Origin of the sequence: Massilia sp. PAMC28688 (assembly GCF_019443445.1) — a bacterium.
GTDB lineage: Bacteria > Pseudomonadota > Gammaproteobacteria > Burkholderiales > Burkholderiaceae_D > Telluria_A.
Genome location: NZ_CP080378.1, coordinates 3,365,654 through 3,377,707, shown reverse-complemented (window position 1 = coordinate 3,377,707; position 12,054 = coordinate 3,365,654). Strand labels below are relative to the sequence as shown.

Here is a 12,054-nt window from a genome sequence, read left to right as displayed (position 1 = left end):
CGCAAGACGCGCAGCGAATTATAATGCGCCAAATGGAAACCTTTAACCAATTCGTCCAGTGGCTGCGCTCCGTCGCGCCGTATATCCACGCCTTTCGCGGCAAGACCTTCGTCATCGCCTTCCCGGGAGAACTCGTCACGGCCGGCGCCCTGCCCGTCCTGGCGCAGGACCTGTCACTGCTCGTGGCCCTGGGCATCCGCGTGGTGGTGGTGCACGGCTCGCGTCCCCAGGTAGCCGAGCAGCTGGCGCTGCGTAATGTCGAAGGCCGCTTCCATAACGGCATCCGCATTACCGACACCGCGGCGCTCGAATGCGCCAAGGAAGCCGCCGGCGAACTGCGTCTGGACATTGAAGCGGCGTTCAGCCAGGGTTTGCCCAACACGCCCATGGCCCATGCTGCCATCCGCATCATCTCAGGTAATTTCGTCACCGCGCGCCCGCTTGGCGTGATCGACGGGGTCGACCTCGAACTGACCGGCATGACGCGCAAGGTCGCCGCCGAGACCATCCACGCCATCCTGGCCACCGACAGCGTGGTGCTGCTCTCGCCATTGGGCTTTTCGCCGACCGGCGAGATCTTCAACCTGACCATGGAAGACGTGGCCGTGTCGGCCGCCATTGCCCTGCACGCCGACAAAATCGTCTTCATTACCGAAACGCCGATGATGCGCGACGAGGCCGAGGTGGAAATCCGCGAGCTGTCGTCGCACCAGGCGGAAGCCGTGCTGCAGGCGGGCTTTTTGCCGTCCGACGCCGCGTTCTACCTGCAGCACGCCATCAAGGCCTGCAACAGCGGTGTGCCGCGTGCCCACATCCTGCCGTTTGAAATGGACGGCTCGGCCCTGCTCGAACTGTTCACCCACGACGGCGTGGGCACCATGATCTCGCACGAGAACCTGGAGTCGCTGCGCATGGCGACCATTGAAGACGTGGGCGGCATCATCAAACTGATCGAACCGCTCGAAGCCGACGGCACGCTGGTCAAACGCGGACGGGAACTGATCGAGCGCGAAATCGATAACTTCTCCGTCATCGAGCACGATGGCGTGATCTTCGGCTGCGCCGCGCTGTACCCATTCCCGGCCGAAAAGATGGCCGAAATGGCGTGCCTGACGGTGAACCCGGAAGTACAGGCCCAGGGCGACGGCGAGCGTATTCTCAAGCACGTGGAAAACCGCGCGCGCGCGCTCGGCATCAAGCAGCTGTTCGTGCTCACCACCCGCACCTCGCACTGGTTCAAGAAGCGCGGCTTCATGCCCGCCACGGTCGATGCACTGCCCAAGGACCGCCAGCACATGTACAACTGGCAGCGCAAGTCCCAGGTACTGATCAAGTCCTTATAGGCACAGCGGCACATGGCTTTATAATCATGGCTTTTCACACCAAGCTTTAGGAGCACACATGGCGCGCACCGTTCAATGCATCAAACTGAACAAGGAAGCCGAAGGCCTCGATTTCCCCCCTTACCCGGGCGAACTGGGCAAGCGGATCTACGAATCGGTCTCGAAAGAAGCATGGGCTGCCTGGCTCAAGCACCAGACCATGCTGGTCAATGAAAACCGCCTGAACCTGGCCGACCAGCGCGCCCGCAAGTACCTGGCCACGCAAATGGAAAAGCACTTCTTTGGCGAAGGGGCCGACGCCGCCATGGGTTACGTCCCGCCGGCAGAGTAAATCTGCCGCGCCGCGCGGCCAATGCTCGACTGTTGAATGCAACCTCGATGACCTCGACTGAAAAGCAAAAAATGCTGCGCGGCGAGTTTTACTCGGCCACGGATCCCGAATTGCGCGCCGACCAGGCCGCTGCCGCTGGGTGGATGGACGCCTACAACCTGCGCGCCGGCCTCACGCGCGACCAGGCGTACGCCCTGCTCACCGAGCGCTTCGCCCGCGTGGGCGACGACGTCATCATCAAAGCGCCTTTCCATTGCGACTACGGCTACAACATCAGCGTGGGCAACGGGGTTTTCATCAATTTCAATTGCGTGATCCTGGACGTGGTCGCCGTGACCATTGGCGACATGACCTTGATCGGCCCGGGGTGCAGATCCTGACCGCCGACCATCCGCGCGAGCCGGCACTACGCATGCAGGGCCTCGAGTACGGCCGCCCGGTTGTCATTGGCAATAACGTGTGGATTGGCGCAGGAGCGCTGATATTACCGGGCGTGACGATTGGCGACCACGCCATCATTGGCGCCGGCGCGGTCGTCACGCGCGACGTGGCCGACGGCGTGACCGTGGCGGGCAACCCGGCCCGGGCAATCAATAAAGCATGAATTACCTGCTGGTCCCGGCGTGACTGAACAGGTCCCTGGCACCCTTGACCCTTGACGCTTGACCGATCTGGCCAGGCAGGCTGCCGCCAGCGGGCACTCAGCGCCAATGAAACACCGTGCGAAACGCATGGACGCCCTGCCACTCTGGAGCCATGAAGACGGCCATCCCGGTGACGGTCGCAGTCGGACCACGCCCGAGCGCTTAGCGGGCAGCGGCGTTTTTGCTATCCGCGCGAATTGGCCATCATCGGCCGGCACTGACGGAATTCGCAGCGGGCCATGTACACCTGCTTGTTGTCGCAAATCATGCGATAGATTTCAACCGGACCCGGCTTGGTCATGAGGCCGGCGCCCTGCCCGCCCTTGCAGCCGACCGCTGCTGCCATGCGCTCCACCGTTACTGACGACACGCCCGAACGGTAGGGAACCCGTTCGATGCCATCCTTTTGCGTCGCTTCCATCGCGCTCTTGAGAGCAGGATCCCAGACCGGCATGGGGCCGGAGCGCATGGCGCATCCACCCAGTAAGACGGCGCACATCAGGACGATCAATCGCTTCATGGTTTTTCCCGGAAAATAAAGGGCTACAGTAAAGGTTACAGCACGGTCAGGCGAAGGTCAGCGTCCTGACGCCTTCGCTCGTGCCAAGCAGGCACACATCGGCGCCGCGGCGCGCGAACAAGCCGTTGGCGATGACGCCAACGATCTGGTTGATCCCGGTTTCCAGCGCGGCCGGATCGGTAATGTGCAGACCGGCCACATCCAGGATCTCGCCGCCGTTATCGGTAATAAAAGCCTGGTCGCTGCCCGCCTTCAGACGCAGGCGCGGCTGGCCGCCCAGCGCCGTCAACTGGCGCATGACGGCGTTGCGCGCCATCGGCAGCACTTCCACCGGCAGCGGGAACCTGCCCATCACATCGACCAGCTTGGAGCCGTCGGCAATGCAGATAAACTGGCGCGATACCGAGGCCACGATTTTCTCGCGCGTGAGCGCGGCGCCGCCGCCCTTGATCATGGCACCGGCAGGGGTGATTTCGTCCGCGCCATCGATGTAGACCGCGATCTCGCTCACCTCATTGAGGTCATACACGGTCATGCCGTGGCCGCGCAGGCGGGCCGCCGTTGCTTCGGACGAGGCCACCGTCCCCTTGATCCGGTCCTTGATCTTCGCAAGCTCGTCTATGAAGAAATTGGCCGTAGAGCCGGTGCCCACGCCGATGATTTCGCCATCGATCACATACTGAATGGCAGCTTTCGCTACCGCTTGCTTGAGTTCGTCTTGAGTCATGATCAGCTGGCCGTATGCCAAAAAAAATGCAGAATGCGCCATTTTAGCGGATTGGACACCGCCCGATCACATTCCGGCGGCAATTTCGCTTTCTTAGATGCATGAACGTCACACGGGGCCGGGCAAGCGATGGGGTTTTAGCCATTCACGCGGGGAAATTTATGCGAAAATGTGTCATGCACAAAGAATATGCGGGGATTGCACAATGAGCGACAACAAGACAGTTCTGGTCGTGGACGACAGCCGGGTGTCGCGCATGATGGCGCGCCAGTTCATCCTCAGCGCCCGTCCGGGCTGGACGGTGGAGGAAGCGGCAAGCGGCGAAGAAGCGCTGGAAAAGGTGGCGGGCATGGCGCCCACACTGATCATGGTGGACGTGAACATGCCCGGCATGGGCGGCATGGCCGCAGCCGAGCAATTGCGCAGCCTGTGCCCGCAGGCGCATATTTCCCTTGTCACAGCCAACGTGCAGAACGCCACGCGCAACCGCGCCGCCGACCTGGGCATCGCCTTCATGGAAAAGCCGATCACTGAAAGCCGCATTCACGCCCTCATTGGCGCCCTTGCCCCGGACTAGCCATGTTCAAGCTCACCGAACTCCAGCACGACGCCCTGGTTGAGATTTTCAATATCGGCGTCGGCCACGCTGCCAGCGCGATGAGCGAAATCGTCAACGAGCCGGTCACGATGTCGGTGCCGTCCATTTCCTTCCTGAGCCGGGCAGATGCGGCGGCCATGCTGGGGCACCGCGAGCGCGCCCGCGTGTGCGGCGTGAGCCAGCGCTACCAGGGTGCCTTTTCCACCGAAGCCATGCTCATGTTCCCCGAGGATAAGAGCCTCGATATCGTTCGACTCATGGTGGGCGAATCAGTTCCCCTCAAGGAGCTGACCGAAATGGAACAGGAGGCCATGAGCGAGATCGGCAACATCATTCTCAATTCCTGCGTGGGCACGCTGGCCAACATCCTGTCCCAGGAACTGTCCGGCTCGCTCCCCCAGTACCACGTGGGCACGAGCGAAGAAATCATCGGCGTGCACGGGCAGCAGCCAGACACCATCGTGCTCATGCTGCATATCGACTTCATCCTGGAAACGCACCAGATCCACGGCTACGTGGCATTCATCCTCGACATGACGGCGCTACAAGACTTGCAGGAGCAGCTCGACATTTACCTGGCCACGATCACGGGACCGGGCTGATGGGGGACAGCGACACCACACGCCTGGGCGTGCTGGAAGACGTGCTCGATGCCGTCAACCTGGGCATCATCGGACTCGATGAGCAGGGCCGGGTGGTGCTGTGGAACAGCTGGATGGACCGGCATGCCACGCACCGGGCCGACGCCGTGCTGGGCCAGGATTTTTTCGCCACCTTCCCCGCCCTCAAAGGCAAGCGCATCGAAGGGGCCGTGCGCCAGGCCTTGCGCGACAACCTGCCCTCGCTGCTGTCGCAAACCCTGCACAAGGCACCGTTCGAGCTCTACAGCAGCGCGGCAGCGGCCGCCAGTGGCGAACGCATGCAGCAGGCCGTGGCCGTCACCCCGCTCAGCAGCGCCGGCGCCGGGCGCCTGTGCCTGATCCAGATCACCGATGTGAGCGTGGCGGTTCACCGCGAACAGTTGCTGCGCGACCAGGCGCTGGAACTGCGCTCGCAAACGTTTTCCGACGGCTTGACCGGCATTGCCAACCGGCGCCATTTCGACGTCGCCATGGACAAGGAAATTCGCCGCGCCAAGCGGGCCGGCACGCCGCTGTCGCTGCTCATGCTCGACATCGACAGTTTCAAGGCCTATAACGACCATTATGGCCACCAGCAGGGCGACGCCTGCCTGGTGCGCGTGGCCACGGCGCTGGCGGCCATGCTGCAGCGCCCGCTCGACCTGATCGCCCGCTACGGCGGCGAAGAGTTTGCCGTGATCCTGCCAGAAATGGATGCCGAGCAGAGCGTGGCCATGGCCGAAGCCATGCGGCGCAAGATTGTCAGCCTCAATATCGCGCACGACATGGCTGGCCATGCCGACCACGTGACCATCAGCGTGGGCGTGGCCACCCGGGCCAGTGGCGAGGACGGGGCCGATACCGCCGCCCTGCTCGGCGCTGCCGACCGGGCCCTGTACGCTGCCAAGCATGCCGGGCGCAACTGTGTAGTCTTGCACGCCGTGGGCCCGGCACCAGGCATGCCCGGCGTGCCGGGCGCGCGGGGCGTTACGGTTCCGGCGAATGGGCCTGTTTGAGCCTGCGCAGCACGAACGTTGAGCGGCTGTGGCGCAAGCCGGGCAGCTTGTACAGCTTGCGGCGCAAGAATTCTTCATAGCCGGCCGTGCCGGCCACGGCCACCTTGATCAGGTAATCGTATTCGCCGGTGAGCAGATACGCTTCCAGCACCTCGGGCATGTCCGCCAGCGCCTGGCCAAAGCGCGCGAAGGTGTCGTCGTCGTGGCGGTCCAGCGTCACCTCGATCATGACCGTGTCCGGCACCCCGAGCGCCTGCTGATTGAGCAGCACCGTGTAACCCTCAATCACGCCTTGCTCTTCCAACCGCCGCACGCGGTTCCAGCATGGGGAGGCCGACAAGCCCACTTTTTCGGCCAGGCCGGCATTGGACAGGCGCCCGTCGCGCCGCAGCTCTCGCAATATCTTTCTATCTATTTCGTCCAGATCGACAGTTTTTTCCATTCCTTTTCCCTAAAAAGAAGATCCTTCTTCAGTTTACCGCAACGGCAGAACCTCCTTCTCTATTTTCTGGGCATCGACACAGGTTTTGAAAGCCTATTCCGGCGCGGCCGCCGTATCCTTTCCTCATGAATGCTGACCTGACTTTTTTGCTAGAACCGGACTGTACACTCGATATCCTGGAGGCCGTGCTGGCCACGGCCAGACGGGGCGGCCTGCACCTTGGCGCACTGCGCGTGCATAACAAGGAGCGCAACAACGCTGTGCATTTGCGGGTGCGAGTGGGAGATCCCCACTTGCTGGATCTGTTTGAATTGAGACTCAACAACATTATCGGAGTGCATGAGTTATGCCGAGTGACTGTCGAATAGCTTTACATTTCTTTATCATCGATTGCGCCTCAACAAGGCAAATCGGCTTAAACAGGGCCATCGCGTCGACTGGTACGGAGATTGCTTAGTCTCGGTACTCACTTTACGCAGGCCATTCCATGAAAACAAGAAATTTCCTATGCGCAGCTATTGGCGCCCTGTTCATGTGCAGCGCCAATGCCGCCCTGGTTGTCTATGACAGCAAAACAGCATTTAACGATGCCACCACGTCGCAAATCGTCGAGCCTTATATTGCTCCCGAAAATAGCTTCCTGTCGCTGAGCGAAGCGACCTTCAACGGCATCCGCTATCCTGAGCTGGCCTTTATGGTCGACCCCGGATATGCGCCCGATCTCTACCAGTGGAACAGCGGCGCCGTGCTATTACTGGGCAATGTCGCGACCCTGTCCTTCGCGCCCACCCACGCCTTTGCGGCCGATTTCGGCACCCTCAATCCCGGCGCTGCGGTCACTGTCACCATCGACGGCATCGACACAGTCGTGCGCACCGAAGCGCGCAGAAATCTGCGTTTCCGAGGCTGGGTATCGGACACCGCCTTTACCTCGGTGTCGTTTTCCACACCGGCCCAGTTCCTTATCCTCGACAATGTCACCCGCGCCGGCGCGGGCGGCCTGCCGCCTCCCGTGCAAGTGCCGGAACCCGGCAGCCTGGCACTGATGGGCGTGGGCTTGCTGCTACTGGCGCGCAAGCGCGTTAGTACAGTATCCTGAAGGCCGCAGCGCGGCCACCCTGGCCGCGCATCGTCCTCGCTACTTTCAAGGCCCATGAACCCTTCCCTGCTCGCCGCCACCGTCCTGTTGTTATCCACCGCCAGCGCCAGCGCCGGCACCAATGAATACAGCGCGCTCATGAAAGCGCGCAAATATGCCGACGTCGAACGCGCGGCCGCAGCCAGGCTGGCCAGGGAACCGGCCAACGCCGACGCGCTGGTAGCGCGCAGTTCCGCCATTGCCGGCGGCGGCAACCAGGCCCGCATCCCGGAAGCGATCGGTTATGCGGAGCAGTGCGTACGCCGCCATCCATCCCACTCCCCGTGCCATCTGGCGCTGGGCCAGATGCTCGGCTGGAAAGCCATGGCCGGCGGCATCCTGTCGGCCATCGGCTACGCTGGCGACATCCGCGGCGCCTTCCAGAAAGCGGTCGAACTGGACCCGCGCAACCTCGACGCCCGTTTTTCGCTGCTCCAGTTTTACCTGATGGCGCCATCGATTGCGGGCGGCGGCAGTAGCAAAGCCGTGGACCTGGCGGGAAAGACCGCGGCGCTGTCGCCTGAAGGCGCGCGCATCATGCAGGGCATGATCGACCTCCACGGCGGCAACCTGGCAAAGGCTGAAGCCACCGCCAATGCTGCGCGTCCGGGCGGCGACGAGGAGCTGGCCGAGCGCCACGAAGGCTTGCTGGTCTCGATCGCCGGCAAATTCATGAGCGAGAAAAAACTGGCGGACGCCGAACGCATCGTGCAGACAACGGCGCGCCTGTATCCCGAGAGCGAGCAGGCGGCCTTCATGACGGCGCGCGTGCGCCAGGAACAAGGGCGCCATCGCGAAGCGGTGGTGGCATTCGAAGCGCTGCTGGCCAAGCATGCGCGCGGCTACATTCACTACCGGCTGGGCCAGTCGCAGCAGGCACTGGGCGAGAAAGCCAAGGCAGTTGCCGCCTTTGAAAAGGCGCTGGCCGCCACGCCGGGGCTGAACCCCAAACAAAAATCGGATGCCCAGGCGCAGCTGGCCACCTTGAAAAGCTGAGCAGGCCAGGGCCTGCGGCGGGCGCAGTCGATCACGCCGCGCCCGCTCGGATGGAACTTGCTGCCGTAAGTAGGTGGGGCGGGCGGCAGGGCGCGATGACCACCTCGTGCACCTCTTGCACCCGTTGCGGCAGGAGCAATCACTTCGGCCCGTGGGGAAGCATCGGCACTATGGGGCGTGCCGCGTCGAACGCTTGAAGAAAGTCAGGAGGCGTCCACAATCGCGCGGCAGATTGTCCCTGCTGGCGGGGTGGGCAAGAAAATGGCCAAGTACCTGCTGGTACAACGCCAGGCTGTCCGCATAGCGCCGCTGGCGCATGGAAGCTGCCGAACCGAGATGACGCAGCACGAAAAAGTCGGCCAGCAAGTCACCCTGCGCTTCCATGTTGTAGTCGGCCAGCGTCTTGCCGGGGTCCAGGTCGTAGTGATAGGGCAGGCCAAGGCGAATCGCCCCGCGGGCGCGCACGGCATAGCCCAGCTGGTGCTGCCAGACATGCACCATCTCGTGCATGAACCAGTGGCGCGCATGTTCCGTGCCCACGGCAAAATCATCGAGAAAGCACGACCCATGAAAGTACATGGCACCGTTCGGCGTCATCGCGCAGTTACTGGGCTGGAAAGGCATGTAGCGCCGGCGGTGGATGCGCACGCGCCTGTAGTCGACGGCATCCTTGAACAGCAGCGACGCCATGGCGACTTCGCCTTCGGTCAGGAAGCGCCAGCCGGGAACCCGCCGGCGGCGAACAGGCAAGATCATGGCGCCATCCTGCTACTGGGAGTCAGGTGGGACTGGCACCAGCCCCGGCCGCCCGCCGCCGCAGCAGCGAGTGGCCAGGGTGAAGCATGCAAGGCCGGCTGCGGCCCTGGCATCTGGTCCATCCTATCCAGCGGCCGTGGTGCCACGCCTTAAGACTCAGGCGCGCAAGGCCGATGCCGCGCGTGCCAGTTCCGTGATATGGGCCCAGTTACCGGCCTGGATCGCGTCCTTTGGCGTGAGCCAGGAACCGCCCACGCAGGCCACGTTCTTGCAAGCCAAAAACTGCGGCGCAGTCTCGATCGAAATGCCGCCCGTGGGGCAGAACGTGACGTCGGGCAGCGGGCCGCCAATGGCATTGAGCATGCCCACGCCGCCGGCCGGCACTGCCGGGAACAGCTTGAGCTGGCGGAAACCGGCTTCGCGCGCGGCCATGACTTCGGACGGCGTCATCACGCCCGGCAGCAGCGGCAAGCCGCTGCTGCGCGCCGCCGCGATCAATGCCGGCGTCAGGCCCGGCGAGACGCCGAACACCGCACCGGCGTCGCGCGCGGCGGTAAATTCCTCGGCCTGGGTGAGCGTACCGACGCCGACAATGGCGCCCGGCACCTGCGCCATGGCGCGGATGGCACCGAGGCCGTGCGCGGTGCGCAGCGTCACTTCGAGCACGCGAATACCACCTGCCACCAGTGCCTGCGCCAGCGGCACGGCATGCTCCGGATCGTCAATGGCAATTACCGGGATAACGCTCGCCGAGCGCATGATGTCGAGTAGGGTCATGGTCATTTTGGGTTCTTGATGAGGAAGTCTTCGTCGGAGCCTGGCACGATGTCGCCCACATCGGTGCCTTCGTGCAGCTGCACAGTGGTCTGGATCGGTGACGGGAGCGGGAAGGTCGTGGCGCCCTTTTCCGCCTCGCTGATGGCCGAGCGGAACATCGCAAACAGCTCGCGGCCCATGCCGATGTGATTCGGGGTCAGGTCGGCCGCGGCGGGGGTGCGCGCCGCCCACACGGCCTGCGGCACCAATGCCTCGAGCGTGCCGGTGGTGGCATCGAGACGAATGATGTCGCCATCGCGCACCAGGCCCAGTGGACCGCCGGCGAGGATTTCGGGCGACACGTGAATGGCGGCCGGCACCTTGCCCGACGCGCCCGACATCCGTCCATCGGTCACCAGTGCCACATGGCGGCCTGCATCCTGCAGGTTGGCCAGCGCAGGGGTGAGCGCATGCAGCTCGGGCATGCCATTGGCGCGCGGGCCCTGGAACCGGATCACGGCCACGAAGTCGCGATCGAGCTTGCCGGCCTGGTAGTCGTGCATGAAGTCTTCCTGCGAATTGAACACCAGCGCCGGCGCTTCCACAATGCGGTGCTGCTCCTTGACGGCAGAGACCTTCATCACCGCGCGGCCCAGGTTACCCTTAACCAGGATCATGCCGCCGTCCGGGGCGAACGGCGCCGCGGCGGGCCGCAGTACCGAGTCGTCGCCGGTCAGCTGGGGCACCGGCTTCCAGTAAGCCTGGTCCCCATCGAGGAATGGCTCGGCGCAGTGGGCGCGCAAGCCCTTGCCCAGTACCGTCGTCACATCGTCGTGCAGCAGGCCGGCGTCGAGCAGTTCGCGGATGACAAAGCCCGGGCCGCCGGCGGCCTGGAAGTGATTCACGTCGGCGTCGCCGTTGGGGTAGATCCGGGTGAGCATGGGTACCACGGCCGACAATTCATCGAAATCATTCCAGTCGATGATGATGCCGGCTGCCTTGGCGATGGCCACCAGGTGCAGCGTATGGTTGGTGGAGCCGCCGGTGGCCAGCAGGCCCACCACGGCGTTGACGATGCACTTCTCGTCCACCACATGGCCGACCGGCGTGTAGCTGCCGCCCTGCTGCGAAATTTCGACTGCGCGCCTGGCGGCGGCCGCGGTGAGCGCCTCGCGCAGCGGCGTGCCGGGCGTGATGAAGGCGGCGCCGGGCAGGTGCAGGCCCATGATCTCCATCAGCATTTGGTTGCTGTTGGCGGTGCCGTAGAAAGTACAGGTCCCGGCGGCGTGGTAGGACCCGGCCTCGCACTCGAGCAGCTCTTCGCGCGTGGCCTTTCCCTGCGCGTACAACTGGCGGATGCGGGCCTTTTCCTTGTTCGAGATCCCGCTCGTCATCGGGCCCGCCGGCACGAACACGGCCGGCAGATGGCCGAAGTGCAGCGCGCCGATCAACAGGCCCGGCACGATCTTGTCGCACACGCCCAGGTACAGGGCCGAGTCGAACATATTGTGCGACAGCGCGATGGCCGTGCCCATGGCGATGGCGTCGCGTGAAAACAGCGACAGTTCCATGCCCGGCTGTCCCTGCGTCACGCCGTCGCACATGGCCGGCACGCCGCCGGCAAATTGCGCCACAGCGCCTACCTCGCGCACGGCATTCTTGATAATGGCCGGGAAGGACTCGAACGGCTGGTGGGCCGAGAGCATGTCGTTATACGACGACACGATGGCCACCGAAGGCTGCTTCACCTGGCGCAGCACCAGCTTGTCATTGGCAGGAAAGGCCGCGAAACCGTGGGCCAGGTTGGTACACGACAGCGCGCCGCGCTGCGGCCCCTGCAGACGCGCCGCGTCCAGGTGCGCCAGGTAGGCAGCGCGCGACGGTCGGCTGCGCTCGATGATCCGGGTGGTGACCGCTTCAACTACGGGATGCAAGGCCATGGCCATTCCTTATGAATATGTTTTGTGAAATTTTACTACAAAAATGCCAGTCCACGGATTTTTTTACCGATCATGACGGCGTTCAACTGCTCACAGGATCACCGAACCCCGTATCGCTCTGGCTGAGCTCTTCCTGCTCGGATAGCGATCCGCGATTGAGCTACATTCGTTTTGTAGTGAATTTACGTAAATCTCCTGTATCATTCGACAATCTCTTAACAGCTCAA

Annotated in this window: 14 protein-coding genes and 1 pseudogene; 9 read left to right on the top strand and 6 right to left on the bottom strand. The window is 63.4% G+C overall.

Translation table 11 applies throughout. The features are described from left to right. The first annotated feature begins 32 nt into the window (after window positions 1–32). The 3 genes and pseudogenes from argA to KY495_RS24390 all read left to right on the top strand — a co-directional run bounded on the left by argA (window position 33) and on the right by KY495_RS24390 (window position 2,278). A complete protein-coding gene (gene argA, locus KY495_RS15095) occupies window positions 33–1,343 on the top strand; it encodes an amino-acid N-acetyltransferase (RefSeq protein ID WP_219880217.1) in 1,311 nt (436 codons plus the stop codon). Between the two features lie 58 nt (window positions 1,344–1,401). Continuing rightward, entirely contained in the window at window positions 1,402–1,674 is a 273-nt protein-coding gene (locus KY495_RS15090; RefSeq protein WP_219880216.1) for an oxidative damage protection protein, read from the top strand. A gap of 47 nt (window positions 1,675–1,721) precedes the next feature. Next, a pseudogene (locus tag KY495_RS24390) lies at window positions 1,722–2,278 on the top strand (sugar O-acetyltransferase). A gap of 224 nt (window positions 2,279–2,502) precedes the next feature. Here KY495_RS24390 and KY495_RS15075 read toward each other — a convergent pair. Next, on the bottom strand, window positions 2,503–2,838 hold the full coding sequence (locus tag KY495_RS15075; protein WP_219880214.1) for a hypothetical protein: 336 nt from the start codon (window positions 2,836–2,838) through the stop codon (window positions 2,503–2,505). A gap of 46 nt (window positions 2,839–2,884) precedes the next feature. Next, window positions 2,885–3,565 (bottom strand): ribose-5-phosphate isomerase RpiA, encoded by a 681-nt coding sequence (gene rpiA, locus KY495_RS15070; RefSeq protein WP_219880213.1) that lies wholly within the window; start codon window positions 3,563–3,565, stop codon window positions 2,885–2,887. Window positions 3,566–3,770: 205 nt separating this feature from the next. Between rpiA and KY495_RS15065 the strand changes: the two genes are divergently transcribed. The 3 genes from KY495_RS15065 to KY495_RS15055 are packed head-to-tail and all read left to right on the top strand — an operon-like array spanning window position 3,771 to window position 5,799. After that, window positions 3,771–4,142, top strand: a complete 372-nt coding sequence (locus tag KY495_RS15065; RefSeq protein WP_219880212.1) for a response regulator — start codon at window positions 3,771–3,773, stop codon at window positions 4,140–4,142. Window positions 4,143–4,144: 2 nt separating this feature from the next. Next, a complete protein-coding gene (locus KY495_RS15060; RefSeq protein WP_219880211.1) occupies window positions 4,145–4,765 on the top strand; it encodes a chemotaxis protein CheC in 621 nt (206 codons plus the stop codon). Beyond that, window positions 4,765–5,799: a sensor domain-containing diguanylate cyclase gene (locus KY495_RS15055; RefSeq protein ID WP_219880210.1), complete on the top strand. Its 1,035-nt coding sequence runs from the start codon at window positions 4,765–4,767 to the stop codon at window positions 5,797–5,799. Before KY495_RS15060 ends, KY495_RS15055 begins: the two co-directional genes overlap by 1 nt. Here the strand turns inward: KY495_RS15055 and KY495_RS15050 are convergent. Further along, window positions 5,771–6,241 carry an Lrp/AsnC family transcriptional regulator gene (locus KY495_RS15050; RefSeq protein WP_219880209.1) on the bottom strand — a complete coding sequence of 157 codons (471 nt, stop codon included), beginning with the start codon at window positions 6,239–6,241 and terminating at the stop codon, window positions 5,771–5,773. The two genes, KY495_RS15055 and KY495_RS15050, sit on opposite strands and share 29 nt — an antisense overlap. 125 nt (window positions 6,242–6,366) lie before the next feature. Between KY495_RS15050 and KY495_RS15045 the strand changes: the two genes are divergently transcribed. From KY495_RS15045 to KY495_RS15035, 3 genes are all read left to right on the top strand, one after another. Continuing rightward, a complete protein-coding gene (locus KY495_RS15045) occupies window positions 6,367–6,609 on the top strand; it encodes a hypothetical protein (RefSeq protein WP_219880208.1) in 243 nt (80 codons plus the stop codon). A 119-nt stretch (window positions 6,610–6,728) separates the two neighbouring features. Beyond that, window positions 6,729–7,340 carry a PEP-CTERM sorting domain-containing protein gene (locus KY495_RS15040; protein WP_219880207.1) on the top strand — a complete coding sequence of 204 codons (612 nt, stop codon included), beginning with the start codon at window positions 6,729–6,731 and terminating at the stop codon, window positions 7,338–7,340. A 54-nt stretch (window positions 7,341–7,394) separates the two neighbouring features. After that, window positions 7,395–8,375, top strand: a complete 981-nt coding sequence (locus KY495_RS15035) for a lipopolysaccharide assembly protein LapB (RefSeq protein WP_219880206.1) — start codon at window positions 7,395–7,397, stop codon at window positions 8,373–8,375. Between the two features lie 168 nt (window positions 8,376–8,543). Here KY495_RS15035 and KY495_RS15030 read toward each other — a convergent pair whose 3' ends face one another. The 3 genes from KY495_RS15030 to edd form a co-directional block, all read right to left on the bottom strand. After that, entirely contained in the window at window positions 8,544–9,131 is a 588-nt protein-coding gene (locus KY495_RS15030) for a Rhs element Vgr protein (protein ID WP_219880205.1), read from the bottom strand. Window positions 9,132–9,287: 156 nt separating this feature from the next. Continuing rightward, window positions 9,288–9,914: a bifunctional 4-hydroxy-2-oxoglutarate aldolase/2-dehydro-3-deoxy-phosphogluconate aldolase gene (gene eda / locus KY495_RS15025; RefSeq protein WP_219880204.1), complete on the bottom strand. Its 627-nt coding sequence runs from the start codon at window positions 9,912–9,914 to the stop codon at window positions 9,288–9,290. Next, on the bottom strand, window positions 9,911–11,827 hold the full coding sequence (edd, locus tag KY495_RS15020; protein ID WP_219880203.1) for a phosphogluconate dehydratase: 1,917 nt from the start codon (window positions 11,825–11,827) through the stop codon (window positions 9,911–9,913). Before edd ends, eda begins: the two co-directional genes overlap by 4 nt. Window positions 11,828–12,054 lie beyond the last annotated feature (227 nt).